Here is a 25,066-nt window from a genome sequence, read left to right on the forward strand (position 1 = left end):
CCTAAACCCAATGTCCTCTCCTCGCGTAGAAATTACCTACTGCACTCAATGTCGCTGGCTCCTACGAGCAGCCTGGATGGCACAGGAACTTCTCACCACCTTTACGACAGAGCTAGGAGAAGTGGCTCTAGTTCCAGGTACGGGCGGCATTTTTGAAGTGCGACTGGAGCAAGAGCTAATCTTCTCACGCAAAGAGCAGGGACGTTTCCCTGAATCTAAGGAGTTGAAGCAGCTAGTGCGCGATCGCATTGCCCCCGAAAGAGACTTGGGACATAGCGATCGCCCCAAAAACTAGGCTAAAAACCCATAACTTGAGCTACAGCTTCTAGAGTTGGCTCAATGCCAGGCTTAAACTGATTCTGACTGTGATTGATTGCCGTATCAGGATCTTTCAACCCATTGCCAGTTAGCACACAGACAACGGTTGCCCCAGTCGGAACCTGATCTTTGACCTTTAACAACCCAGCCACAGAAGCAGCACTCGCGGGTTCACAAAAAATTCCTTCCTGGGAAGCTAGCAGTCGATAAGCATCTAAGATTTCTTCATCTGTAACGGGGTTAAACTGCCCTTGGCTAGCCTCTTTAACGGCAACGGCCTTCTGCCAACTTGCCGGATTGCCAATGCGAATCGCGGTAGCCAGGGTTTCAGGATGTTCTACAGGTTCCCCAGTCACCAGAGGCGATGCACCTGCTGCCTGAAAGCCCATCATCTGGGGCAGGCGATCGCACTTTCCGTCCTGATGATACTGGCAGAACCCCATCCAATACGCCGTAATGTTTCCGGCATTGCCCACGGGGATGCACAGCCAATCAGGAGCGTTACCCAGTGCATCAACAATCTCAAAGGCACCCGTTTTCTGCCCTTCCAGGCGGTAGGGATTGACTGAATTCACCAGAGTCACCGGGTGGCTCTCTGCCATTTCTCGAACGATCGCCAACGCTCGGTCAAAATTTCCTTTAATCGCCAGCACCTCTGCCCCGTAGAGTAAAGCTTGAGCGAGCTTGCCCAGGGCTACATAACCATCAGGAATCAGCACAAAGGCTCGCATTCCGCCCCGCCTTGCATAAGCTGCTGCCGCTGCTGAGGTATTACCCGTGCTGGCACAAATTACCGCTTTGGCTCCAGCCTCCTTTGCCTTGGAAATTGCCATCGTCATTCCCCGGTCTTTGAAGCTACCCGTCGGGTTGAGACCGTCATACTTTAAAAAAACCTGTACCTGTCTACCAATTGCAGCGGCGATCGCCGGGGCTGGAATCAGCGGCGTATTGCCTTCGAGAAGTGTCACAACCGGGGTTGCTTCAGTAACAGGCAGATAGGGGCGATAGGCTTCAATCAGCCCAGGCCAACTGTTGAGCTTCGTCGAAGAAGTTACAGATACAGAGTCGGAAGGCAGGCTTAGAGTCACAGGAGTCAAGTTAGCTTTGAGAATTAAAAATTACGGTATGGATCTTAAGTCTACCTTGGTAGGCAAGCTCTCTGATATATAATCTGTGACTTACATCGCAAAACCTCAGAGTGTAATATAAATCACTCAAAAAAGCAGTAATATCCCTTAGTTTCAGGAAGAATTCCTACAATTAGCTGATGTGTATCAGCCAATCATCCAGATTTCATTCTTCATCCCATGAAATAGCCTGTATGTATTGATACGCGCAGCGAAACACATGAGACAAACTATTACACGCAAACCTTCCAGGAAAGATTCTCTATTTGAGCAATTTCTGGCTCATGTACCCCCTCAAACAGCAGAGACTTTCACCGTTGCTCAAGTTGAGGCGCTAAAGCAAGCTTGTAGCCAGCTGAATTGGAAGAAGCATCCTGTAGACATTCGTTTGTCGGTTCCTGTCCCGTTCAATCGCTTTTATCTGGTGCTTTTAGCAGGTCCAGAACGGCGATCGCCGCAACGCTTGCAGACAGAGTTCCGCAAGTACCCTGTTTGGACGACTACTAACATGATGGCGATCGCAGCAGCTATCGGTTTGATCCTGCTGTCAAGTTTGGGTTTGCAAAAAGCTTTGCTGCCTACTCTCACAAAATTGACAGAGCTTGAACCCCACGCAACCGACGTGCCTTGGATTGACAGCAAAGCCGAGTGCCAGAATACGGTTAGAACCTGGGAAGACGGAAGATGTCGAGATTGGGTAAACGACCCTAATTTCTAGAAGAAAAGTAGTCTAGATCAGCCAGTTGTCAAACCGACACACCTAATTTTTGACAAATCGACATGTTTAATACAATCAAATTTAAACTTTGGGTTACAATACCCTAGTGGTGTGAATGAGTAATAATAACTAGTCAGGTTTTGATGTCAAATCGTTTATCTGAGCTAACCAAATCCTCAACTGCCGTCTGTGAACCTAACCCCACGAGCAGTAAAGAGAGCGCTAAATCCGCTTCAAACCAGGGCAGCCTTCGTTTACTAGAACCTAGTAAGTTGCCTTATCGAGACAATCATCGAGCTGAACTGCTGCACCTTCAGGCTGAAACTGAGGCTCTATTGAAGCAGCTTCAAGTGCTTCAACAGCAACGGCTCACTTCAAGTCACTCCCTTTCCCAAGTAGAGAGCGAGAAGATCGAAGCTCTCACTTAGAGAAGTAGGCTTACACAGAATTCAGTCAAGATTCAGTTTTTGAAATGAGGCTATCGAGGTTTCTGAACTGAACCTGACTGATTTTTGTATGCAGATTTTGCTCTAGGTCAAGTTTCATATTCCTAAGTCTCGTCCTGCTAATTGCATAGTTATTGCTTATTGAAAATGCTTAAATCTTTTGATTTCAGTAATTTTGTGACTATTAACTAGAGATTGGATGCGACTATCTTGCTATAGCTTGCTAGAAATAGTTGAGAACCTCTCCAGAGAATCTGCAATCTGGCTCATGTAGATTTTCAGGAAAGCACGTTTAATTTCAAAACAGTTAAGGTGTTTTAACTCATTCATGACAGCAACATCAATCAAGTTTGACGACACGGTACAAGCCGCAAATGGCTTTGATGACTCGGTTACCGCAAAAATTCGACTGAAAGACATTCTAAAAACCTTGCCCCAGGAATGCTTTCAAAAACATCCAGTTAAAGCCTGGAGTGCAGTTCTGATTAATGTTGCGATGGTTGCTTTGGGATATGGAGCGATCGCGATCGCTCCATGGTTTTTACTTCCCATTGCCTGGATTTTTACCGGTACAGCACTGACCGGTTTTTTTGTGCTGGGTCACGATTGCGGTCATCGCTCGTTTGCCAAGCGCCGCTGGGTTAATGATCTAGTTGGGCATGTGCTGATGATGCCGCTGATCTACCCCTTCCATAGCTGGCGAATTCTGCATAATTTCCATCACAAGCATACGAATGAATTAGCTGTAGATAATGCCTGGCAGCCGTTTCAGCCAGAGTTTTATGACACCGTTGCACGTCCAGTGCGGTTGGGCTATGAGCTACTGCGGAAGCGCTTTTGGTGGCTTTCCTCCATCGTGCATTGGGTCGGTTTGCACTTTGATTTGTCACAGTTTGCAGCCAAAGATCGCAGTAAAGTGAAGCTTTCTATTGCAGTGGTAGTTGGGTTTGTGGCGATCGCATTTCCCCTGCTGATTGCCACTACTGGCATTTGGGGATTTGTCAAATTTTGGCTGTTGCCTTGGATGGTTTACCACTTCTGGATGAGCACCTTTACCCTGGTGCATCACACTGATCCAGACATTGCTTTTGTTGAAACATCTGAATGGGATGCAGCTCAGGCTCAGCTAGCAGGAACCGTTCACTGCGACTATCCTCGTTGGATAGAGTTTCTTTGCCATGACATCAGCGTTCACGTTCCTCATCACATTTCCACTGCAATTCCCTCTTACAACTTGCGGATGGCGCACCAGAGCTTAAAGCAAAATTGGGGCGAACACATGCAAGAGCGGCAATTCTCTTGGAGTTTAATGAAGGAGATTACTGATCGCTGCCATTTGTACCATCCTGAAGCGTGTTACCAATCCTTTAAGGAATATCACAGACAGGAAAAGTAGATTGGAATCAGCGAATGTCTTCGCTTGATCCAGGGAAAGGGCTTAGGAATGCTTTGAAGCGCAACCTAAGCCCTTTCCCTTTTTTCCCTTCCCCAAGAAGTACTGGTTCACAACCCAAAATCAGGGCTATCCTTAGTGAGATGAGGCACGAGTAAAACCTGAAAATTGGGGTGAAATGTATGAGGAAGGCGCTAGGAGGAGTTTTAGGTTTGGCGGGAGCCACACTGGTTCTAACGGGTTGCGGTGGCAATCAAGTTGCTGAAAATTCTGCGCCTGTAGCTCAGCCCCAAGCTGAGACAACGGTTGCTGTGGATGGTACCAATAGCGTGGCTACGTCTCAGGCTAACTCAACTTCCCCTGACCAAGGTGCAGCAGCCTCTCCTCAAGCTTTACCTGTGCCCAATCTGATTCCCCCGACAACACCAGGCGATCGCCTACCGACTGTAACGGTGGGACGAAGCGAACCGTTTGGGGCGATCGCCGATGCGCCAATTGTGCGCCGTAGAGTATCAGTCGCGACTGCGCCATCTAATCCTGCACCATCTGTTGCTGTTGCTCCGGCACCTGCTCCAGCACCCGCTCCGGCACCCCAAATTACAACTGTGCCGCTGCAAAATCAGCCGCTTCCGGTTCTACCCGGCAACAATCTTCCCCCTGTGGTTGTGTCGGAAACAGGTACGGCTGCGAATCCTTCTACCGTTCCTGTTTCTCCCCCTGCTCCAACGAGTCTTGCCAATGCGATCGAGGTGAGCGGAGTGATTGAGGCAGGCGGAACAGTAAGCGCAATCGTTCAGGTTCCGGGTGAGCCAACGAGCCGCTATGTGAATGCAGGAGACTATCTTGCGGGTGGCAGTGTGTTGGTCAAGCGAATCGACACAACAGGCGAACCTATTGTTATTTTGGAACAGGGTGGGGTTGAGGTGATTCGGTCAGTTGGCAGTTCTGCAATAGCGGGTGCGCTGTAGCGGTTTCTGTATGGGTTTGGGAAAACGCTGCGGCAAAGGCAAAAATGTGGGCGTGAAGGTTCATAGGTTGGTATGACGAAGCAATTCCCAGAGCGCAAGGCTAAGAGCGATACGCTGCGATCGCCTGAAGCAACTGAAAACACTCAGCTTAGCTATCAAGGGACATATCTCTGTCCAGTCTGTCGGCATGGGCAGATTACTGAGCTAACGCTGATGGATGCTTTTGCCTGTAGTTTCTGTCGCCACATTTTTACTGCCAATCTGGAAAGTCAGACTGTTCAGGTGGTAGATAGCTCTCAACCGATGTCCTGGCGCTGGACGGGGCGGACCTGGCAGGTTGCCCATCGGGATGAGCTAAACCTGACGCTGGTGATCTGGCTGGTCGGAATTGCTGTAGCGTTGATGCCACCGTCGATTGTCTGGCTATCTGCCTACACTTTCCCCCCCTTACCCGGCAGTCGGTGGGCGTGGTTTCCCGCAGTTTGGGTAGGGTGTACACTTTTTATTCACCTGCTGCTGGTGGCTTGGCTGCTGGCGGAGCATTACCAGGTTCCGTTCTATGTATCGAGTAAAATTAGGCTGCGATCGCTATTCGATCGCAGTTAGTCTGCCTCCTTCAAGATATAAATTCTAAGTTAGCAGTGAAAGCTGGCTTTCAGGAGGCTGATAGCCCAGGTGTTTCCAGGCGGCGGTAGTAGCGATGCGTCCTCTGGGAGTGCGCTGAAGGTAACCGATTTGCAGCAGGTAGGGTTCGTAGACTTCCTCAATGGTTTGGGCATCTTCACCAGTGGAAGCGGCAAGGGTGTCTAGCCCAACTGGTCCACCACCAAAGTTTTCGATCATTACGGTTAGCATTCGGCGATCGGTCCAGTCGAGTCCGCAGGGGTCTACGTTAAATAGCTCTAGGGCTTCGGCAGCGATCGCCTCACTAATCGCGGCTCCTGTATTTTTTACCTCAACATAGTCACGCACTCGTTTGAGCAAGCGATTGGCAATACGGGGAGTGCCTCTGGCGCGACGGGCGATCTCCATTGCACCATCAGGGTCAATTGGAGTTTTGAGAATTTCGGCGGTGCGTTGCACGATTAGGGTGAGTTCGTCCAATTCATAAAAACGCAGCCGTTGGACTAAGCCGAAGCGATCGCGCAAAGGAGAAGTCAGTGCCCCTACGCGAGTCGTTGCGCCAACCAGCGTAAACCTTTGTAGCGGTAGGCTGCGCGTGCGGGCACTTTGCCCTTTGCCAATGGTGATATCGATGCGATAGTCCTCCATTGCTGGATAGAGGATTTCCTCGGTCATTCTGGGCAACCGATGAATTTCGTCAATAAACAGAATGTCACCGGGATGAAGATTGACCAGCAACCCGACAATGTCGCGTGGACGTTCCAGCGCTGGAGCAGTCGTGATTTTGCAGCCAACGCCCATTTCTGCCGCCAAGATCAGCGACATGGTTGTTTTTCCTAATCCAGGTGGACCATAGAGCAACAGATGATCTAGGGTTTCCTTGCGGGCTTGGGCGGCTCGGATGGCGATATCAAGCACTTCCTTCAGCGCTTTCTGCCCAATGTAGTCTGCCAGCTTTTGGGGACGCAGGCTTTCCTCCTGTTTCCCCAACTCATCTACATCAACCTCTGGCTTCAGTAAGGTGGTTGTCGTCTCTAAGGGTTCCGCCTTGTGGCGACGGTTGGGTTCAGGCTGTTTAGAAGAAATAATTGCCATAACGTACCAGCAAGATGGGCATTCCTCACCCGAATAGAATTTGCGTGTATTGAGGACAGGCAAATACTGCCCATCATACGGAACATTCTGCAATACAAATCAACGTACTACCACCGTACTATCAAATTACCAGGGCAACACCTCGCCATTTGCGTGCCAGAAGGTGCCCGTGTTCTCTAATGTCAACTCGTCAATCCGTCGCAGCAAGCCCTTGACAGACTCTTCTGGAGTAATGCCGCCCGTTGTAAAGTTCGTCATGCGAGTTTGCACTAAACCGGGATGCAGAATTGCGACGGCAATTCCTCGCGGTTTGAGATCGTGGGACAGGGACTTGCCTGCCATCGACAACGCCACCTTTGACATGCGATAGCCGTAGGAACTACCAGAGGTATTGTCCTCAATCGACCCCATGCGGCTTGTCATCAAGATAATCCTGGAGCCTGATTTGAGAAGTGGAAGTAGCACACTGGTTACTCGTAATGCACCCAGAGCATTCACCTCAAACTGTTCTCGAATGCTGTTAAAGTCCAGGTTTTCTAAGGTGACACGCTTGATAATACCAGCGTTGTTGATCAGCACGTCGATCGCCGTATCACCTAAGCGAGTGCGTAAACCTGCTACAGACTCATCTGAGGTAATATCAATTTCTTCCTCAACTTGTACTCCTAACTGCTGCAATTCCTCAGAAGCATTGCGACAGATGGCAATGACGCGATCGCCCCTCGTTTGCAGTTGACGGCAGTATTCGTAACCAATGCCTCGATTTGCACCTGTGATTAAATAAGTTGCCATGAGAACTCCAATCAAATTACCCGACCCGAAGCAGATCTCTTTTGATATCGACCGTTGCCCGGTTTCCCCAGCCAGCGATCGCCATCCACAACTAACTCACCTCTGAGAAACACCTTCTCAACTTTGCCCGTTACCTGTCTCCCTTCAAACAGTGAGTAATCGACGTTGGAATGGTGAGTGCTAGCGCTGAGAATATGAGGTTTTTGTGGATCAAACAGTACGAGATCGGCATCACTACCAACAGCGATCGCTCCCTTTTGTGGGAATAGCCCAAACATCTTGGCAGGTGCGGTAGATGTAAGCTGAACAAAGCGATTGAGTGAAATTTTGCCGCCACCTACACCACCGTCATAGAGTAGTGGAACGCGAAACTCTACTCCCGGTGCGCCATTCGGAATTTGGGAGAAATCACCTTGTCCTAACTGTTTGGAGCGATGGATACCAAACGGACGTTCACTGAAGCAAAACGGACAGTGATCGGTAGAGACAATTTGCAGGTCATCGAACTTTAGCCCACGCCACAGCGCATGTTGGCAGGTGTGATCGCGCAAAGGAGGAGTCATTACATATTTTGCGCCATCAAAGTCGGGGCGATCGTATTCCTCAATGGTGAGAAATAAGTAGTGAGGACAGGTTTCCGCAAAGGCAGAAATGCCGCGATCGCGGGCTTCTACGACTGCATCCAGTGCTTCTTTCGCTGACAGATGCACCAGATAAACTGGAATCTCTGCCAGTTCTGCCAGTCGAATTGCCCGATGAGAAGCTTCCCCTTCCATAATTGAGGGTCGAGTGAGAGCGTGATATTTGGGTGAAGTGTTGCCCTGCGCCAGTGCTTCCTCAATTAACACTTGAATCACACCCCCATTCTCAGCGTGTAAATTTACCATGCCGCCGTGAGTGCCCACCTTTCGCATCGTTCTAAAGATGCCTGCGTCATCCACCATCAGCACACCGGGATACGCCATAAACATCTTGAAGCTGGACACACCATCCTGATTGATCAGATCGGGCAGTTCGCTCAGCGATTCGGGAGTAACTTCGGTGAGGATGATGTGAAAACCATAGTCTACGCAAGCTTGCGGTTCGGCTAAGGCAAGGCGGCGATCGAGTGCCTGTTTGGGCGTTTCTCCCTGTTTTTGGAGAGCGAAGTCAATGATTGTGGTGGTGCCACCAAAAGCGGCCGATCGCGTCCCCGTCTCAAACGTGTCGCAAGTTTCCGCTGGTCCGAGAGGAAATTCCATGTGAGTGTGAACATCTACCCCACCAGGTAACACCATCAACCCTGATGCATTGTGAACCTCAGCGTCGGAGTTGGGGAGATGTCTGGCGATCGCCTCAATTTGCCCATCCTTCACTAAGATATCGGCAACATAATCATCTACCGCTGTAACAACTCGCCCGCCTTTAATCAGCACTTCACCCATTTTCTACTCCTGATTTTATTGCTGGCAAATACTCTAACCAGGTTGTTATACCGCGCAAGTTCAAGGAGTTTTGAACAGGTTAACAATTCCTAATCCACCAATGCTTGAGTAATCCAGGCGATCGCTGAAATAAACGATAAAGAAGGGAATCGGTTTTCATATCTTAATTAACCTAGTTTCTCTTGTTACCAAGATTCCCTCGTTCCCAAGCTTCATCTTGGTAACACCTCAAGGGGGTTCCTGCTTCTTCTGTTTTAACTATGGAAGACACGGTTTTACATTTGGGAAAACGGTTTAGAAAGGCTGGCATAACAGTTTTTGGCAATAGGGGCAATTTAGTTCAAACTAGAGTTGAGAAGCTCAATCATGGTACCGATATGATCTCTATTCCCATTACCTTAGAACAATTAATTACAGCTGTGAAACAGCTGCAACCAAACGAGCAGGCAGAGGTTGCTAAAGTCCTGGTTCAAGTAGGTTTACGTTCAGATCTAGTGGCTTTAATTCAAGAGCTTTATGCTCAAGCCCCTGATGATGATATTACAGACGGCGATGTTATGGCTGAAATTAAGGCTGTACGTCAGCAATCCCGCTCAATATTATGACGTTTCGAGTAGTCATCGACACAAACATTTGGATTCACATTCTGTTAAGAGGACGAATGACATTGCCTGTGTTGGAGGCATTTAATAGGGAAAGATTCCAGTTGGTGATAAGTCAGCCCCTCATGGAGGAACTTCATCTAATTTGGAATCGCCCTCGCTTGCGAGAACGAATTAATCCTAGTCAAGCGATTCGACTTGAACAGCAGTTGCAGCATCGAGCTATTTGGGTCGAACTAGTAACGGTGCCTCCAACTTGTCGAGATCCTAAAGATTTACCTGTGCTGGTTACAGCAATTGATGGCAAAGCAGAAATTATCGTATCTGGAGATGATGATTTACGGGCTGATGATGGGTTGAGAGGAATGATGGCAACCTATAGTATCCAGTTGCTGGGTGTTAATTCTTTCCTGGAAGCTTTGGGTAAGGAAAGTTAAACGTTATACGGAATACGCACTCGCGTAGGAAGCTGTGTTTGCCTTGGCTTGAAGATTGATCGTTGCCGTTGTCCAACCTGCGGGCACCCTAGACAGGTAATTTACCTGGGAGCATCCTTATGCCTGCCAATCGAGTTAGCGTCAACTTGTCTGCTACAGAACAACAAGAGGTAATGACCGCGATCGCCACCATTCGCCAGAAGCTATCCTTTTTGATTCCGATGAGTCCAGAAGAACGCCGCGCCACCGTCAGGTTAGGCGATCGCAATCGTGCTTTTACCCGCAAGGCGCTAGAGATTGCAGCGCAAAATCCTGAATTTCTGCCCCACTCTTTTGACCTCGAAGAAATGCGTCACGACCTGGAATTGTTTGAAGCTCTGCAACCTATGCTTTTGGCACTGACTCAGTTGCAAGAGTTGATTGATGATACAGCGGTCGCAGCAGGCGGCGAAGCATACTCGGCTGCCCTAGAAGTCTACCGCTATGCTAAAGCGAACGGGACAGTTGCCGGATTAGATAACCTTGTAGAGGCAATGGGGCAACGGTTTACTCAACAGTCTGGACGAGGGCGATCGTCTTCTACCACTTCTAGCTAAGACAGCTTCCCACTAGCATCGTCTACTAGGCTGGCTTCAATCGTAGTGAAGCCAGCCTAATTTTTTAGCTAGCTGACTTAGCCCAGAGTGAAGTCAGCCTAGTTAGTGATGAAGCTAGGCTAGTCAGCGATAAAGTCAGCCTAATCAGTAGCGAAGCTAGCTTAGTCAGCGGTGAAGCTGGCCCAGTCAGTGGTGAAGTTAGCCTAGTTAGTGATGAAGCTAGGCTAGCTAGTGACGAAGCTAGGCTAGTTAGCAGTGAAGCTAGCTTCACTAGAAACCAAGTCAGCTTAGCAATCGTTCCTCCCCCTTCTCCGTAACTGCTATTTCAAGCTTGGGATTTATTAATGTAGCTAAAAAGACAATTCGCTACCGTAGAAGCCGTTTAATGACTAGTTAAGTGAACGCTTCGGGTAGCAACATGATCACAGGAACGACGCAACAAGCGCAGACAGTTAGCACTCCGTATGTGGCTCCTGTCCATGCTGAGGGGGTGATGCTGCGATCGCTCACCAAAAAGTATGGCTCCTTTGTCGCGGTCGAAAACATTAACCTGGACATTCCTGCGGGTTCCTATTGCTGCCTGCTGGGGCCAAGTGGCTGTGGCAAAACTACCACGCTGCGGATGATTGCGGGTCATGAAGAGGCGACCAGTGGCGATGTGATCATCGGCGATCGCCGTGTGAATGACCTGCCGCCTGCCAAACGCAACACGGCAATGGTGTTTCAAAACTATGCCCTGTTCCCGCACAAGACGGTGTGGCAGAATGTGGAATTTGGGCTGAAAATGCGCGGCGTGAAGGTGAGCGATCGCGCCCAGCGTGTGAACGAAATGTTGGAAGTGGTGGGGCTGAGTAAGTTTGGCGATCGCAAGCCCACCATGCTCAGCGGCGGACAGCAGCAGCGCGTTGCCCTCGCCAGAGCCTTGGTGACTCGCCCCCAAGTCTTGCTGTTAGATGAACCGCTCAGCGCTCTAGATGAATCCCTGCGCGTCAAAACCAGAAGCGAACTCCGCAAGCTTCAGCGGCAGTTTGGCATGACCTTCATTCAGGTGACTCACGCCCAGGATGAAGCTTTTTCCCTGGCAGACCAGATTGTCGTGATGGATCACGGTCACATTGACCAGATTGGCACTCCTGCCGAGATCTTCAGCGCTCCGGCTTCTCGCTTTGTTGCTCGGTTTGTCGGAGACAACAATATTTTTGTGGGCAAAGTCACACACGTCACACCCGACACAAATGCTGCTCTAATTCAGCTTGAGGTAGATGGGCTAGGTACATTCCTCTGTCACGGACAAGCCGCAGATGTAGGTATGACGGCTGCCTGCTCGGTGCGAGCCGATCGCATGGTGCTAAAGCCTCACACCCCTGATTCACACGCTTCTAACCAGATCTCTGTGCGAGTTGCGGCTGTGGAATTTACCGGATACGTAACGCGGGTTTCTCTGTTATTAGAAGCGACAGGAGAAGAGGCGCTATACAAAGTCCGTACTCAAGACTGGATGGCTCAGCCGCTCCAGGAGGGAGAATTGGTGGTTCTCGGTTGGTCAACCGAGGACTGCATTTTCTTACCCCACTAGTACCGTCAGCTTGCATTTGTGATGTTCGATACATCCTGGAGTGCAGACCCGTTTGAGAATGCAATTTTCTCGGTTGAATTGAATCATTGGCGATCGCCCCTTAGATCAGGAAAACTATGGCAAAAATTACTCGTCGTCAGCTTTTGAGAACCGGACTGGCAGCCGGGGCAATGGTTACAGCGACTCAATGTGCGCGTGGCACCCCCAACAATCCGGCTCCTGGACCCACCGTTAACACCAATCAAACTAAAGATGTCACCCTGCGATTTATCGGTACGGGTGTGTCTCAAATTAACGAGATTCGCCAAAAAGCTGAAGAAGATCTGGGCTTTAAGCTAGAAATGCGGGCGCTGAGTACTGAGGAAAATAACCAGATCGCGATTACTCAGCCGGGACAGTACGACGTGTTTGACGGCGAATATTTTAGCCTGCCTTTAGTTGTTCCCTCAGGAAATCTTCAGCCGATCGATGTTACCCGTATCTCTGCCTTCGACAAAATTGTTCCTATCTTTACTACGGGAGAACTGTACAACGGGGCAAAGGTCAACTCTTCTCAGGGAACTGCGCCACACCGAGTTATGTTTCTCCCTGACCAGGAATCTACCGAATTTGCGCCTGAACCGACTAATTGGGCGACGCTAATCCCCTTCCAGTACAATGCCGACACACTAGGATATCGTCCTGACCTGGTTGGGCGCGAAATCACCAGTTGGGGGGAACTGTTCAACGAAGAATTTCGCGGCAAAACATCAATTCTAGACATTCCCTCCATTGGCATTATGGACGCAGCAATGGTGGTGGAAGCGCTAGGACTCATGACCTTTGGCGACAAAGGCAACATGACTCGTGAAGAATTAGATCAAATCACCCAAATTCTGATTGAGCAAAAACGGGCTGGGCAATTCCGTGCCTTTTGGAAAACCTTTGATGAGTCCGTTAACCTGATGTCATCGGGTGAAGTGGTGCTGCAATCCATGTGGTCGCCTGCCGTTACTGCGGTAAAAGCGCAGGGAATTGAATGTATTTACGCACCCTTAAAAGAAGGCTATCGTGCCTGGGGGGGCGGCATTGGGCTTTCCAAAAACCTCTCTGGGATTGAGTTGGATGCTGCCTATGAATACATCAACTGGATGTTAGACGGCTGGGTTGGTGCCTTCCTAGGGCGGCAAGGCTACTACAGCGCTGTGCCTGAAAACGCCAAAAAGTTTATGTCACAAACAGAATGGGACTTCTGGTATGAAGGTAAAGCCGCTGCCGAAGACATGATCGATCCCTTTGGTACCAAGCTAGAATCCGCTGGAGCCGTGCGCGATGGCGGTTCCTTTGACGATCGCATGGGCAACGTTGTCGTCTGGAACTCCACAATGGATGAGCAAACCTACCTCGTTCAAAAGTGGAATGAGTTTGTAGCGGCGTAAGAGGTTACTGGTTATTCGTGAATCCGGACGTAGGTTGGGTGAAGCAAAGCAAAACCCAACTTACAAAATCAGATCAGGTGTAAGGTGTGTTAGGCAAAGTCGAACGCACCGTGCTTATAAGACTTGATGCGTTACGCTACCGCTAGCACATCCTACGACTATCTATTTCACGAGGCAGTCTTTATTGACATCGCCAGCCACGCCTGGAAGCGAGTTCAGCTCAAAAATATATTTATTCAAAAAATCTTTATGTTCAAAAGCTGGAAATCCGTTGAGCCTTATCTTCTAGTTACACCACAAACCCTGGTGTTTCTCCTGTTTCTGGTATTTCCGATCGCCACTATCTTCATCGTTAGCTTCTGGGAATTTACGGGCTATTCCATGACTCCCGGATTCACGTTAGATAACTATCGCAATATCTTTACCTCACAGGTTTCCTTAGCCACCTATCTCAACACCTTCAAATTTGTTGGACTGGTTTGGTTTTTCACGCTGATTATTGGCTTCCCAGTTGCCTACTTTCTGGCGTTTTATATTGACAGTTTGCGCTGGCAAATCATCCTATTTTTAGTTTGCACCATCCCTTTTTGGACATCCAATATCATTCGTATGATCTCCTGGATTCCTTTTCTGGGGCGGGAAGGATTACTGAATAAACTGTTGATTGGCATCGGTTTAACTCAACAGCCGATCGATATTTTCCTGTTCTCAGATTTTGCTGTGGTGTTGGCGATGGTGCATCTCTATACCTTGTTTATGATCGTGCCCATCTTCAACAGTCTGATGCGAATTGACCGCAACCTGATCGCAGCGGCAGAAGATGCGGGTGCGTCAGGCTTTCAAGTATTCAAAGAGGTGATTTTGCCACTGTCATTACCTGGAATTGCGATCGGTTCTATCTTTGTAGTGACTCTGACAATGGGTGAGTTTGTCACCGTGCGGCTGATGAGTGGCGGACAGGCAGCTTCCGTGGGTTACCTGATTCGTAACCAGATTGGCAGTTTGCAATATCCCTTAGCCGCCGCCAATGCGGTAATTTTGCTAGTCGTGACATTAGCAATCATTTTTGGGATTCTTCGCACCATTGATATTCGTAAGGAGCTGTAGTTATGGGACTGAAAAAGCGATCGCCCACTTTCTACATTCTCGCCGCCTTCTTTGCCCTATTCGTCCTGTTCATGTACGGTCCGATGTTCGCTATTTTCACCCTGTCACTTCAGGGGCAAAATGGAGCACTCACTTTCCCCGTCCGCAGCTTTGGCTTTTACTGGATCAAATCTCTATTTCTTCAACAGCAGCGGATTGGCGACTTTGGCGCAGCCTTTCAGCGATCGCTCCTGCTGGGGCTGCTGGTCATGGCACTCACCGTCTTAATTGGAGTGATGGCAGGTTTAGCCTTCCGTCGTCGCTTCCCCGGATCGCGCGTCATCTTTTATCTCACCATCTCCAGCTTGATTGTTCCCAGTGTTCTGGTTTCCCTGGGTATTGGTATCGCTTTTAGCTTGCTAGGAATTGAAACCAACTGGTATTCCTCGGGTTTAGCTGGACATCTCACCTGGACGCTGCCCTTCGCTTTCCTAATCATGATCGGTGTGTTCAATCGCTTTAACCTGTCCTATGAAGAAGCCGCACGAGATCTTGGCGCAAGTGAGTGGCAGGCATTTAAAGAAGTAATTTTGCCGCTAATTGCGCCCAGCTTGATCGGAGTTGCTTTGTTCGGCTTCACACTGTCCTATGACGAATTTACCCGCACCTCGTTAATCTCTGGCGGCAGGAACACATTGCCCCTGGAAATCTTTGGCATGACTACCAATGTGACGACTCCGGCACTTTACGCGCTAGGAACCGTCACAACTGTATTTTCATTTTGTATCATTGGAATTGCCTTTGCTGCCTTCCAGTTCTTTTCACGTCGCCAGCAGCAGTGAACCCCTAAAAACTAATGATGATTGATCTCAGAAGCGATACGGTGACTCAACCCACGCCAGCAATGCGAGAGGCGATCGCCTATGCTCAAGTAGGCGATGACGTGCTGGGTGACGATCCAACCGTGAAAGCGCTGGAGAGTTATGTAGCGCAGCTTTTGGGTAAAGAAGCGGCTGTTTTCATGCCTTCTGGCACCATGACAAACCAGATTGCTTTGCGCGCCCACACAGAACCTGGAGATGAAGTCATTCTAGAATCGCAAGCTCACATTTACTACTACGAAGGAGGCGCACCTGCCGCTTTGTCGGGTGTCATGTGTCGCTTGATCCCAGGCAATCACGGGATTTTTACGGCTAGCGATTTAACAAAAGTTTTACGTCCTACTGATGAGCATTTCCCACGAACCAAGTTGGTTTGTCTAGAAAACACTCACAATCGTAGCGGTGGACGGATTTATCCACTCTCTGAGATACAGGCGATCGCTCAAGTATGCCAGGAGCAGGGACTTAGACTTCATTTGGACGGAGCAAGACTTTGGAACGCTTGTGTTGCCACAGGTATTTCTGAAGCAGAGTATGCTCAACCCTTTGATACGGTAAGCGTCTGTTTTTCTAAAGGGTTAGGCGCGCCAATTGGTTCTGCTTTGGCGGGCTCTAGAGAATTTATTGAGCGATCGCGCCGCTTCCGCAAAATGTTTGGTGGAGCAATGCGCCAAGCCGGAATACTGGCAGCAGGAGCGTTGTATGCATTGAAACATCATCGAGAACGATTGCAGGACGATCACATTCACGCCAAAATTTTGGCAGAAGGATTGGCTCAACTTGAGGGGATTGAAATTGCTCCTGAAGAGGTTCAAACCAACATTGTGGTGTTTCATACACCAACCATTTCAGCTCAAGTATTGGTAGACCGGCTCAAAGAGAAGGGAGTAGCCGTTTTAGCGATCGGTCCAAACTCTATCAGAGCGGTTACAAATTTGATGGTTAACCAGGGGCAGATTCAACAAGTACCAGGTTCAATTGAATCTGCCATAAACATGTAGACCTAATTGCTTGTAGATAAGCGATCGCCCCACTACGCCAGCTATCAGTCAGATTCGCTATAAATGGGTGAAGTTAGGATTGAACGCTGCTACCGATCGCCGTTATGAGTCATTGCTTAAATCCTCATTGCCCAAAGCCTGAAAACTCAGTAGATGCCAGGTTTTGTCAGAATTGCGGAACGGAGTTACTGCTGGGCGATCGCTATCGGGCAATTCGGCTAATTGGTCAAGGTGGGTTTGGCAAAACCTTTCTGGCGGAAGATGAGTACAGCACAACAGAAACTCAGTCTGCCACGTGTGTGGTTAAGCAGTTTCACCCTGCGGGTGAGGCAAACGCACCCAAAGCGGCAGAACTGTTTGAGCGCGAAGCAGCACGACTAGAGCAGCTAGAGCATTCGCAGATTCCTAAACTGTATGCCTACCTGGAGCAAGACCAGCGGCAGTACATTATTCAGGAATTTGTAGAAGGGCAAACGTTGGCTGATGAACTGGCAGAACACGGTCCCTTCTCAGAACCACAAATTACAAACTTGCTGCAAGATTTGCTGCCCGTACTGCAATTTGTTCACTGGGGTGGCGTAATTCACCGAGACATTAAGCCGGAAAATATCATTCGTCGTCGAGATAATAGGCTAGTACTGGTTGATTTTGGCGCTGCCAAGTACGCTACTGCAACTGCCTTAGAGAGAACAGGAACGGTGATCGGCAGCGCTGAGTATACTGCACCGGAGCAGACGCGAGGCAAGGCAATTTTTGCCAGCGATGTTTACAGTCTGGGTGTCACCTGTTTGCATTTGCTCACGCAAATGTCGCCTTTTGATCTATTTGATGTGAGTGAAGATGCTTGGATTTGGCGACAATATTTGATAGATCAGGCAGTGAGCGATCGCCTCGCTGCTATCCTCGACAAAATGGTGCAAAATTCTCTTAAAGAGAGGTGGCGCTCGCCCAGAGAAGTATTGCTTGCGCTCAATAGTGATTCTGCTGCGCCTGCTCCCGGACAACTGCTCAGCCTTGCTGAACCCGCATCTAAGACGCTTCCTACGACAATTCAAGGAAACTGGCGCTGCGTTCGCACACTCAAAGGGCATGAAGGAAAAGTGTATGCGATCGCCTTTAGCCCTGACGGACAAATTTTAATCAGTGGCGGTGGCGATAACTTGATCAAACTGTGGCACACCTCCACGGGGAAGGAATTTCGCACTCACTATCCGGGCTGGTTCTCGGGACACTCTAATCTAATTTCCTCGGTTGCTTGTAGCCCCGATGGAAAAACCTTTGCCACGGGCAGTTGGGATAAAAGTGTAAAACTGTGGGACTTACAGACGGGCAAGTCACTTCAGAGTTTTAATGAGTATCCGTTTGTGTCGAATGCGATCGCCTTTAGCCCTGACGGGAACGTGATCGCCAGCGGCAGTTCTGATAGGACGATAAAGCTGTGGACAGTGGGCGACCACCACAGTCCACACATTCTACAGGGACATAATGGACTGGTGAATTTTATTGCTTTCAGCCCCAATGGTAAAATTCTTGCCAGCAGCAGTTTTGACAAAACCGTTAAGCTCTGGGACATTGCCAACAGGCAAGAACTTCGTACTCTGCGCGGCTACGCTAATACCATTAACTCGATCAGCTTTAGCCCCAACAGTCGCTTTCTCGCAACGGGCGGTTGGGACTGTGAGATTAAACTGTGGAACTTTTGGAGTGGACAGCACTTTCGCGCCCTCGTTGATCAGCCCAATTGCCCGCATCCAGCCTGCATTAGCCCTGATGGACAAACTCTCGCTAGCGCCAGTGAAAACCACACAATCAAAATCTGGAACGTTTACAGCGGAACTCAACCCCAACAGCTTAGCGGTCACTCAAGTTGGATTAATGGAATTGCGTTTAGCCCCGATGGAAAATTACTCGCCACTTGCAGCAGCGACAAAACGATTAGACTATGGCGATGTGATTAGAGATAACAAAGTCTTGTGTAGTACCATTTCCATCTGAAAACCAACCGTTATGTATAGACCTACCGCTTTTCAAGAAGACAATGTTGATAAACTAGTTGCTTTTATGAAAGCCAACAGTTTTGCCACGTTGGTATCGATTGTAGAGGGTGTACCTTATGCTTCACATGTTCCTCTTGTGGTTAAGGTGCAGGAAGATGTAATTCAACTCATTGGTCATCTAGCAAAGCTGAATCCCCAATGGCAAGCCTTTGAAACAGTTGAATCGCTAGCTATCTTTACTGGAGCGCACGCTTATATCTCTCCTGCTCTGTACGAAAAACATGAGAATGTCCCAACCTGGAACTATATTGCAGTTCATGCTTATGGTATTCCCAAAGTTATTACACTCAACCATTCACCCGAATCAATGGACCAGATGATCGATGAGATGATAGACACCTATGAGGCGGACTACAAATCTCACTGGCATGGCTTATCAGATGGCTATCGGCAGGGCATGATGAATGGCATTGTTGGCTTTGAGATGACGGTGACTCGTCTAGAAGGAAAGTACAAGCTGAGTCAAAACCGTAGCCAAACCGATCAAGAAACGGTGTCAGCTGCACTATTGCAAAATCCAGATCCAGCTATTCGGGCTGTGGGTGAGGAGATGAGGCAGAATCTTTCGATGGATAATTAATCAAGCTCCATTGGTCAGCGATCGCCTCACACCATTACCAGGGCAACGGTTTGCCATCGCGAAAGAACCCACCTGTAGGTCCATTGTCAGGCAGCATTACCCCCCAAACTATACTTGCAGCGCCATCTTCAACAGGTCGTCCGCCTGCGCCACCCATATCAGTCGCGACCCAACCCGGACAGATTGAGTTGACCAAAATTCCAGAGCCTTTCAGCTCAGCTGCTAGGGTGCGAGTGAAGGCATTGAGTGCGGTTTTAGAAACGCTGTAAGCTGGCGCAGTGCCACCCATGCTGGTGAGAGACCCCGCTTCACTAGAAACGTTGACGATCCGACCCTGCTGACTCCGACGCAGCAATGGCACAAATGCTTTACACATTTGCCAGGGTCCAAAGGTGTTGGTGGCGATCGCCTCCTGCACTGTATCAAGGTTTGCGTTACTCGCTTGCTGCCAAGTGTCGTATAGGATGCCTGCGTTGTTAACTAACACATCCAATCGCCCAAACTCCTGCTCTACCTGAGTTGCAAGCTGGGCAATACTGTCAGGATCGGTAACATCTAGATGGCGAGGAATTACCTGGAGTCCTTCATCTGCTAGTTTTGCTGCTGCCGCTGTTCCTTTCTCTAAATCACGCGACCCTAAGATCACGGTCATGCCTTTGTGAGCAAGCTGGCGTACAACTTCCAGTCCAATGCCACGATTTGCGCCAGTCACGATTGCAATTCGCTGTGCTTGCGTCATCTAATTAATCTCCAATTCTGCTCCATAGGACTCCTGCATGAATCACTTTTTTCTGCGTGAGTGGTAGCGCAACTCCGCCACGCTACCATTCACGCAAGAGCTCTAAATTTCTAGCAACGATATTAAGCTGTACGTAGCCTAGAATTAACGCAGTGCCTCCACTTCGCCATGCTGAGGATGCAACGAGTTGCCGTGCTGTAACGCCCCATAGAGGCGATTAAGCGCATTCATGTAAGCCTGAGCCGAGGCGACAATGATGTCTGTATTAGCAGCATGTCCCGAAAAGAGCCGTCCCTCATACCGGAGCCGAATCGTCACTTCCCCGATCGCATCAATCCCAGCGGTGACCGACTGCACCGAAAACTCAATTAGCTCATTCGGAATCTCAACCACGCGGTTAATTGCCTTGTACACTGCATCGACTGGTCCCGTGCCGATCGCCGCGTCGGTTAACTCTTGTCCATCGGGAGTGCGAAGGGACACCGTCGCAGTCGGGCAGGCATGGTCGCCACAGGAAACCTGCACCCGCTCCAGTCGAAACATCTCTGGCGACTGCTGGATCTCGTCATTCACGATCGCCTCTAGATCCCAATCGGTGACTTCTTTCTTCTTGTCGCCTAACTCCTTAAACCGCAGGAAGGCTTTATTTAGCTCCTGATCTGCCAGTTCAAAGCCCAACTCCTTTAGACGAGTGCGGAAGGCGTTGCGTCCCGAATGCTTACCCAAAACAATCTGGTTATCCGTCAGCCCGATTGACTGAGCGTCCATGATTTCGTAGGTGAGCTTGTGCTTTAACACGCCATCCTGGTGAATCCCCGACTCGTGAGCAAAAGCATTTGCACCGACGATCGCCTTATTCGGCTGCACCAACATTCCTGTCAGGTTAGAAACTAACCGGGAAGTCTTGTAGATTTGGCGAGTATCGATATTCGTCAGTGGGGCTTCAGAATCCGCCGGACGACCCAAGAATGGGTTAAAGTACTGCCGCCGCACATGCATTGCCATCACCAATTCTTCTAGCGCTGCGTTGCCTGCCCGTTCGCCGATGCCGTTGATCGTGCATTCAAGCTGCCGCGCCCCGTTCTTCACCGCTTCCAGGAAACTGGCAACCGCTACGCCCAGATCGTCATGCCCGTGAACGGAAATAATTGCCTGGTCAATGTTGGGAACGTTTTCCTTGATGCCTTTAATTAGCGCTCCGAACTCCGACGGCATCGTGTAGCCAACCGTATCGGGAATGTTGACTGTAGTTGCACCAGCGGCGATCGCCCGTTCCAGCACTTCATACAAAAACTCCGGGTCAGAGCGACCCGCATCTTCGGGTGAAAACTCTACATCATCCACAAACGACTTGGCATAAGCAACCATTTCTGGCGCAATTTCCAGCACCTCTTTGCGCGATTTCTTCAGCTTAAACTCCAGGTGAATGTCAGACGTAGCAATAAACGTATGAATCCGACGATGTACCGCAGGCTGAAGCGCTTTTGCTGCCGTTTCAATGTCGCTGCGCGTTGCTCTAGCCAAGCCGCAAATCACCGGACCGTCTTCCGTTCCAACGTTTTCAGCAATTCGGTTTACCGCTTCGAAGTCGCCCGGACTGGCAAACGGAAACCCTGCTTCAATAATGTCTACCCCCAGTCGCGCCAGTTGACGAGCGATTGTTAGCTTCTCTTCCACGTTCAGAGTTGCACCCGGAGACTGCTCCCCATCACGTAGAGTGGTATCAAAAATCAGAACGCGGTCTGGCTGAGGTTGGAATTTCATAGAGGTTGACGAGTGGATGAGTAGTGCTGAAAGGCGATCGTACTAGAACAGTATTTAGATATTCTAGTACCTGCTCCTATCCACGTTAACGGCTTCCGAAATTTGGAAGATGTTACGCACCTACCGAATTATTCTATTAAACCGATTGCTAGCTTAAAGGTCGAAATTCCAGATGCTTTGACGTCTATGTCCTCTTCACTTTTTCTCCCTCATCTAAAGCTTTTAAGGTAAAGCTGAAAATCATAGCGCTGTTCCAAATTGTTGTTAATGGGAACTCTAAACGGGTAGCGTGGCGTGCTTTCAGATTAGAACTACGCTACACGTTCACCCATTACATTGATTCAAAGGGAGCCTATTCATGCCTTATCAGAACATTAGCGCTACGCTTACGGACGAAAAGCTCAAGGAAATTAAAACGGCGATCGCAACCATTCAAACCAACATGCCGTTCTTAGTTAACCTCACAACAGACGAGCGGCGTAAACGCTTTAAGATGGGTGACAAAAGTCTAGCGTTTGTCAACAACAGCTTGAGCGTGACGCAGAACAACTCAGAAATCGTGCCTGCCAACTTTGACATTGCAGAGTTTGCCAAAGATTATCAGCTGATGGTGGCGCTGACTGAAATCTTGAGTCTGTTAGAACAATTGACAGAAAAGGTAGACGATACGCTAGTAGCAGTAGGAAGCGAGTCGATGGCGAGCAGTTTACTAGTTTATGACTATGTGAAAACAGCCGCAAAACATACCCCCGGATTGAAAAGCGTAGCTGACCAACTGGGCGAGAGATTTAAGGCAATGGGCAATCGCCGTCCTAAATCAGACAAAACCTCCGCTTCAGGCACTGTGTAGAGAGGTTGAGTTGTGTTTGAACTGGGTCGAGTAGGTGCAATCACTACTCAGCTAGTCTTTTAGCCTGCTCGACTAGTTTCAAACACTGCTCAACTAGTCTTTTAACTTGCTCGATTAATCTTAGAAACTACTCAGCTAGTCTTTTAGCTTGCTCGACTAGTCTTTAAATCTACTGAACGAAGTTCTAAACCTTAACCAGTTTGCTTAGAGTCTACTGAACTTGATTTAAACATAGCTCAGCCAGTCATCGAATCTACTCAGCTTGTTGCTGAGCTTAGTCAAACAGAGGAGCGATCGTTAAGTAGCTTGAACACGTTGACTCACGCATTCATTCAAGCCAGGGCTATAGATAGTAATCACATTCAAGATGTGACCTCAATCACTCTATTTGAGAGCTTGACAGCGAACTCGCGTTCCAACATAAAAAGCATGTGAGGGGTATGTAATTATCCGGATAAATAAGCCTTATTCAGAGTAGAGAATTGTCCCCAGTCGGGCACACTGAAGTTGGATACTGCTGGAAGATGTTCACAACATGACTATGACAGCTATTAGTCTTCGCTCTGCTCTGCAAAGCCTTCCCGAAAATGCACAAGAGCCTATAGTTGATCAGCTTTTTGCAACTCAATTATTGCGGGCGCTAGGATTTCAATCCGGTGAAATTCATCCCGAGTATAATACTGGCGATGGAAAGAGCGTTGATAAAGCAGCCAGGAAAACTATAGGAGATGATATTTTCCTATATACAAAATCTAACCCTCATCTCCTACTGGAGTTAAAGGGCAGAGATATTAACCTTTCTGAAGATGCAGCCCAGTATCAAAAAACAGTCAATCAACTGAAGGGTTATTTGCTCGGACCTAACTGTAAAACAGCACAGTGGGGTATTATTACTAACTCCTGCCATATTCAATTATTTCGGAAACATGGCAGAGTCATTTATCCTGCAACACAATGTCTCTCGATTGATCCCGAAAATGTTGATCAGGTTATTGCCTCAATTCGCAAAAAAATCGAAAGACCAACTAAAGCTCTGACTATTGCAGTCTATAACAATAAAGGAGGAGTAGGAAAGACCACTACTACGGTAAATTTGGCAGCCATCCTAACTTTTTTAGGAAAGAAGGTTTTGGCGATAGATTTTGATCCGAATCAACAGGATTTAACAAGTTCGTTAGGATTATCGTTAAGTAATAGCAGTGTCTTTCAAGCTTTGACCGAGAAAGAATTAGACATTAAAAGTGCTGTATGTCATTACACCTTTCCCCTGAAAAAATTAAAATCAGAGCTAAGATTTGATGTACTTCCTGCTGATCAAGAATTAGCAGATGCGCCTGAAAACCTCTTACGTAATCGTTTGAAGCGGCATACGCTTTACCGGAAACTAGAACTTGCTAGACAGGAATATGATTACATCCTGATAGACTCACCACCGAATTGGCGAGTTTTTAGCCAGCTTGCAGTTTACGCATCTGATGTTGTTCTTATTCCAACCAAGCATAACAATCTCTTCTCTTTAGAGAATGCAGCAACCGCAATCAAGAAGTTTATTCCTGAGGTACAAGCTAAAAAAGGTGATGGTAGTCCTGTTCCATTACCAATCTTTTTTAATGGAGAAAAAATCACACCTCCTCAATTGGCTGCGGCTCAACAGGAAATTAACAATCTCATCAAGGCAGCTAAAAAAGATGGATTTAATTTAATGCCTTACTTCTACCCTAGATATACTAATGCGAGGCGAGATCTCCATATTCCTCAAATACCAAGTTACGCTAATATAGCAAGTTCCGCGTTCTCTCGTACTCCTGCGGTCTATCGAGATAGAGCAGCTCATGATTATTACAAAAATTTAGTTAAGGAGTATTTTTTACAATGAGCAGCCTCAGTGATATTGGTAATCTGATGCACCTATATCTGGATGAGATTGATCCAGATGTAGGCACTGACGCACCTGAATTTCTCATTAAAGCTACAGCCCATCTCCTTAACCAAAATGGTAAACGCAACTGGATTCCAGTTATTGTTAAAGAGATTGATGAGGATAAATATAAGGTTGTTGGCAACTCGTTCATTTACGCCGTGGCAGAAGAAGCTGGCTTAGATCGAGTTTGGTGTATTATTGCTGACGATAGTGATGAAACTACTGAAATTACCAAGGTGCTTGCTGGTGAAGAGATACCAAAAATTAATCTCTCTAAAGCTTCTAGAGATGAGATTATGGCAGCACTGCAATACTTAATCGAGCAACCAGGAAGCCTGCTCAAAACGGTCAAACTTCCTTTAGCAACTAACCGAATTGATGAAGCTCCGCGTCAGTATTGGAAGACCTTCGATCCAATTACTAGTTTAAAGTGTGGCATTACTAAAGGCAAAAAACTTGACGCTTTAAAGCAAGTGTTCTATCTCACACCTCAGCCAATGCCAGACACAATCACTGACATTGCCATTCTCAAAACTATGACAACTGCCGATCTCAAGAAGATCGCTAAGAAACGAGGAATTGCTGGTCTTAGCAAAATGAAAAAAGATGATTTGATAGAGGCGCTTAGTGGAGGTTAGCTGCTCCTGGCAACC

25 protein-coding genes are annotated in these 25,066 nt (G+C 48.3%); 19 read left to right on the forward strand and 6 right to left on the reverse strand.

Annotation, left to right across the window (positions count from 1 at the left end):
- Positions 1–10 precede the first annotated feature (10 nt).
- Positions 11–295 carry a SelT/SelW/SelH family protein gene (locus tag H6F88_RS31895; RefSeq protein WP_190646852.1) on the forward strand — a complete coding sequence of 95 codons (285 nt, stop codon included), beginning with the start codon at positions 11–13 and terminating at the stop codon, positions 293–295.
- A gap of 1 nt (position 296) precedes the next feature.
- Here the strand turns inward: H6F88_RS31895 and thrC are convergent, their stop codons facing one another.
- Positions 297–1,406 carry a threonine synthase gene (thrC, locus tag H6F88_RS31900; protein WP_190646853.1) on the reverse strand — a complete coding sequence of 370 codons (1,110 nt, stop codon included), beginning with the start codon at positions 1,404–1,406 and terminating at the stop codon, positions 297–299.
- 259 nt (positions 1,407–1,665) lie between these two features.
- On the opposite strand from thrC, the gene H6F88_RS31905 reads away from it, so the two are divergent.
- From H6F88_RS31905 to H6F88_RS31925, 5 genes are all read left to right on the forward strand, one after another.
- Entirely contained in the window at positions 1,666–2,163 is a 498-nt protein-coding gene (locus H6F88_RS31905) for a hypothetical protein (protein WP_190646854.1), read from the forward strand.
- A 143-nt stretch (positions 2,164–2,306) separates the two neighbouring features.
- Positions 2,307–2,591, forward strand: a complete 285-nt coding sequence (locus H6F88_RS31910; protein ID WP_190646855.1) for a hypothetical protein — start codon at positions 2,307–2,309, stop codon at positions 2,589–2,591.
- Between the two features lie 346 nt (positions 2,592–2,937).
- A complete protein-coding gene (locus tag H6F88_RS31915; RefSeq protein WP_190646856.1) occupies positions 2,938–4,005 on the forward strand; it encodes a fatty acid desaturase in 1,068 nt (355 codons plus the stop codon).
- A gap of 179 nt (positions 4,006–4,184) precedes the next feature.
- A complete protein-coding gene (locus H6F88_RS31920; protein WP_190646857.1) occupies positions 4,185–4,970 on the forward strand; it encodes a hypothetical protein in 786 nt (261 codons plus the stop codon).
- A gap of 72 nt (positions 4,971–5,042) precedes the next feature.
- On the forward strand, positions 5,043–5,576 hold the full coding sequence (locus H6F88_RS31925) for a hypothetical protein (protein ID WP_242050792.1): 534 nt from the start codon (positions 5,043–5,045) through the stop codon (positions 5,574–5,576).
- Positions 5,577–5,600: 24 nt separating this feature from the next.
- On the opposite strand, the gene ruvB is transcribed toward H6F88_RS31925, so the two are convergent.
- From ruvB to hydA, 3 genes are all read right to left on the reverse strand, one after another.
- Positions 5,601–6,689, reverse strand: a complete 1,089-nt coding sequence (gene ruvB, locus H6F88_RS31930; protein ID WP_190646858.1) for a Holliday junction branch migration DNA helicase RuvB — start codon at positions 6,687–6,689, stop codon at positions 5,601–5,603.
- A 126-nt stretch (positions 6,690–6,815) separates the two neighbouring features.
- Positions 6,816–7,481 carry an SDR family oxidoreductase gene (locus tag H6F88_RS31935; protein ID WP_190646859.1) on the reverse strand — a complete coding sequence of 222 codons (666 nt, stop codon included), beginning with the start codon at positions 7,479–7,481 and terminating at the stop codon, positions 6,816–6,818.
- 11 nt (positions 7,482–7,492) lie between these two features.
- Entirely contained in the window at positions 7,493–8,905 is a 1,413-nt protein-coding gene (hydA, locus tag H6F88_RS31940; RefSeq protein ID WP_190646860.1) for a dihydropyrimidinase, read from the reverse strand.
- A gap of 260 nt (positions 8,906–9,165) precedes the next feature.
- On the opposite strand from hydA, the gene H6F88_RS31945 reads away from it, so the two are divergent.
- From H6F88_RS31945 to H6F88_RS31990, 10 genes are all read left to right on the forward strand, one after another.
- Positions 9,166–9,510, forward strand: a complete 345-nt coding sequence (locus tag H6F88_RS31945; protein WP_199313924.1) for a hypothetical protein — start codon at positions 9,166–9,168, stop codon at positions 9,508–9,510.
- A complete protein-coding gene (locus H6F88_RS31950; protein ID WP_190646861.1) occupies positions 9,507–9,944 on the forward strand; it encodes a putative toxin-antitoxin system toxin component, PIN family in 438 nt (145 codons plus the stop codon). Before H6F88_RS31945 ends, H6F88_RS31950 begins: the two co-directional genes overlap by 4 nt.
- A 119-nt stretch (positions 9,945–10,063) precedes the next feature.
- Entirely contained in the window at positions 10,064–10,540 is a 477-nt protein-coding gene (locus H6F88_RS31955) for a hypothetical protein (protein WP_190646862.1), read from the forward strand.
- 418 nt (positions 10,541–10,958) lie between these two features.
- Positions 10,959–12,116 carry an ABC transporter ATP-binding protein gene (locus tag H6F88_RS31960; RefSeq protein WP_190646863.1) on the forward strand — a complete coding sequence of 386 codons (1,158 nt, stop codon included), beginning with the start codon at positions 10,959–10,961 and terminating at the stop codon, positions 12,114–12,116.
- 116 nt (positions 12,117–12,232) lie between these two features.
- On the forward strand, positions 12,233–13,534 hold the full coding sequence (locus H6F88_RS31965) for a substrate-binding domain-containing protein (protein WP_190646864.1): 1,302 nt from the start codon (positions 12,233–12,235) through the stop codon (positions 13,532–13,534).
- Between the two features lie 249 nt (positions 13,535–13,783).
- Positions 13,784–14,641 (forward strand): ABC transporter permease, encoded by an 858-nt coding sequence (locus tag H6F88_RS31970; RefSeq protein WP_190646886.1) that lies wholly within the window; start codon positions 13,784–13,786, stop codon positions 14,639–14,641.
- Between the two features lie 2 nt (positions 14,642–14,643).
- Positions 14,644–15,462, forward strand: coding sequence for an ABC transporter permease (locus H6F88_RS31975; RefSeq protein ID WP_190646865.1), 819 nt, complete (start codon positions 14,644–14,646; stop codon positions 15,460–15,462).
- 14 nt (positions 15,463–15,476) lie between these two features.
- Positions 15,477–16,502, forward strand: coding sequence for a low-specificity L-threonine aldolase (gene ltaE / locus H6F88_RS31980; RefSeq protein WP_190646866.1), 1,026 nt, complete (start codon positions 15,477–15,479; stop codon positions 16,500–16,502).
- A 104-nt stretch (positions 16,503–16,606) separates the two neighbouring features.
- Positions 16,607–18,460 (forward strand): serine/threonine-protein kinase, encoded by a 1,854-nt coding sequence (locus tag H6F88_RS31985; RefSeq protein WP_190646867.1) that lies wholly within the window; start codon positions 16,607–16,609, stop codon positions 18,458–18,460.
- 49 nt (positions 18,461–18,509) lie between these two features.
- Positions 18,510–19,139: an FMN-binding negative transcriptional regulator gene (locus H6F88_RS31990; protein ID WP_190646868.1), complete on the forward strand. Its 630-nt coding sequence runs from the start codon at positions 18,510–18,512 to the stop codon at positions 19,137–19,139.
- A 34-nt stretch (positions 19,140–19,173) separates the two neighbouring features.
- Here the strand turns inward: H6F88_RS31990 and H6F88_RS31995 are convergent, their stop codons facing one another.
- Together H6F88_RS31995 and H6F88_RS32000 are read right to left on the reverse strand one after the other, a co-directional pair.
- Positions 19,174–19,878 carry an SDR family oxidoreductase gene (locus tag H6F88_RS31995; protein ID WP_190646869.1) on the reverse strand — a complete coding sequence of 235 codons (705 nt, stop codon included), beginning with the start codon at positions 19,876–19,878 and terminating at the stop codon, positions 19,174–19,176.
- A 144-nt stretch (positions 19,879–20,022) separates the two neighbouring features.
- Complete coding sequence (locus H6F88_RS32000; RefSeq protein WP_190646870.1) at positions 20,023–21,642, reverse strand: 2-isopropylmalate synthase; 1,620 nt, start codon at positions 21,640–21,642, stop codon at positions 20,023–20,025.
- Positions 21,643–22,000: 358 nt separating this feature from the next.
- Between H6F88_RS32000 and H6F88_RS32005 the strand changes: the two genes are divergently transcribed.
- From H6F88_RS32005 to H6F88_RS32015, 3 genes are all read left to right on the forward strand, one after another.
- Complete coding sequence (locus tag H6F88_RS32005) at positions 22,001–22,492, forward strand: hypothetical protein (RefSeq protein WP_190646871.1); 492 nt, start codon at positions 22,001–22,003, stop codon at positions 22,490–22,492.
- A 535-nt stretch (positions 22,493–23,027) separates the two neighbouring features.
- Positions 23,028–24,368 carry a ParA family protein gene (locus H6F88_RS32010; protein ID WP_190646872.1) on the forward strand — a complete coding sequence of 447 codons (1,341 nt, stop codon included), beginning with the start codon at positions 23,028–23,030 and terminating at the stop codon, positions 24,366–24,368.
- Positions 24,365–25,051, forward strand: coding sequence for a Rho termination factor N-terminal domain-containing protein (locus H6F88_RS32015; RefSeq protein ID WP_190646873.1), 687 nt, complete (start codon positions 24,365–24,367; stop codon positions 25,049–25,051). Before H6F88_RS32010 ends, H6F88_RS32015 begins: the two co-directional genes overlap by 4 nt.
- The last annotated feature ends 15 nt before the right edge of the window (positions 25,052–25,066 follow it).

Source organism: Oculatella sp. FACHB-28 (assembly GCF_014696015.1).
Lineage (GTDB): Bacteria > Cyanobacteriota > Cyanobacteriia > Elainellales > Elainellaceae > JAAUTN01.

Bases quoted from the DNA above. Each gene is read 5' to 3' on its own strand.
- H6F88_RS31895 (WP_190646852.1), top strand. From the start codon at position 11: ATGTCCTCTCCTCGCGTAGAAATTACCTACTGCACTCAATGTCGCTGG.
- H6F88_RS31905 (WP_190646854.1), top strand. From the start codon at position 1,666: ATGAGACAAACTATTACACGCAAACCTTCCAGGAAAGATTCTCTATTT.
- H6F88_RS31910 (WP_190646855.1), top strand. From the start codon at position 2,307: ATGTCAAATCGTTTATCTGAGCTAACCAAATCCTCAACTGCCGTCTGT.
- H6F88_RS31915 (WP_190646856.1), top strand. From the start codon at position 2,938: ATGACAGCAACATCAATCAAGTTTGACGACACGGTACAAGCCGCAAAT.
- H6F88_RS31920 (WP_190646857.1), top strand. From the start codon at position 4,185: ATGAGGAAGGCGCTAGGAGGAGTTTTAGGTTTGGCGGGAGCCACACTG.
- H6F88_RS31925 (WP_242050792.1), top strand. From the start codon at position 5,043: ATGACGAAGCAATTCCCAGAGCGCAAGGCTAAGAGCGATACGCTGCGA.
- ruvB (WP_190646858.1), bottom strand. From the start codon at position 6,689: ATGGCAATTATTTCTTCTAAACAGCCTGAACCCAACCGTCGCCACAAG.
- H6F88_RS31935 (WP_190646859.1), bottom strand. From the start codon at position 7,481: ATGGCAACTTATTTAATCACAGGTGCAAATCGAGGCATTGGTTACGAA.
- hydA (WP_190646860.1), bottom strand. From the start codon at position 8,905: ATGGGTGAAGTGCTGATTAAAGGCGGGCGAGTTGTTACAGCGGTAGAT.
- H6F88_RS31945 (WP_199313924.1), top strand. From the start codon at position 9,166: ATGGAAGACACGGTTTTACATTTGGGAAAACGGTTTAGAAAGGCTGGC.
- H6F88_RS31950 (WP_190646861.1), top strand. From the start codon at position 9,507: ATGACGTTTCGAGTAGTCATCGACACAAACATTTGGATTCACATTCTG.
- H6F88_RS31955 (WP_190646862.1), top strand. From the start codon at position 10,064: ATGCCTGCCAATCGAGTTAGCGTCAACTTGTCTGCTACAGAACAACAA.
- H6F88_RS31960 (WP_190646863.1), top strand. From the start codon at position 10,959: ATGATCACAGGAACGACGCAACAAGCGCAGACAGTTAGCACTCCGTAT.
- H6F88_RS31965 (WP_190646864.1), top strand. From the start codon at position 12,233: ATGGCAAAAATTACTCGTCGTCAGCTTTTGAGAACCGGACTGGCAGCC.
- H6F88_RS31970 (WP_190646886.1), top strand. From the start codon at position 13,784: ATGTTCAAAAGCTGGAAATCCGTTGAGCCTTATCTTCTAGTTACACCA.
- H6F88_RS31975 (WP_190646865.1), top strand. From the start codon at position 14,644: ATGGGACTGAAAAAGCGATCGCCCACTTTCTACATTCTCGCCGCCTTC.
- ltaE (WP_190646866.1), top strand. From the start codon at position 15,477: ATGATGATTGATCTCAGAAGCGATACGGTGACTCAACCCACGCCAGCA.
- H6F88_RS31985 (WP_190646867.1), top strand. From the start codon at position 16,607: ATGAGTCATTGCTTAAATCCTCATTGCCCAAAGCCTGAAAACTCAGTA.
- H6F88_RS31990 (WP_190646868.1), top strand. From the start codon at position 18,510: ATGTATAGACCTACCGCTTTTCAAGAAGACAATGTTGATAAACTAGTT.
- H6F88_RS31995 (WP_190646869.1), bottom strand. From the start codon at position 19,878: ATGACGCAAGCACAGCGAATTGCAATCGTGACTGGCGCAAATCGTGGC.
- H6F88_RS32000 (WP_190646870.1), bottom strand. From the start codon at position 21,642: ATGAAATTCCAACCTCAGCCAGACCGCGTTCTGATTTTTGATACCACT.
- H6F88_RS32005 (WP_190646871.1), top strand. From the start codon at position 22,001: ATGCCTTATCAGAACATTAGCGCTACGCTTACGGACGAAAAGCTCAAG.
- H6F88_RS32010 (WP_190646872.1), top strand. From the start codon at position 23,028: ATGACTATGACAGCTATTAGTCTTCGCTCTGCTCTGCAAAGCCTTCCC.
- H6F88_RS32015 (WP_190646873.1), top strand. From the start codon at position 24,365: ATGAGCAGCCTCAGTGATATTGGTAATCTGATGCACCTATATCTGGAT.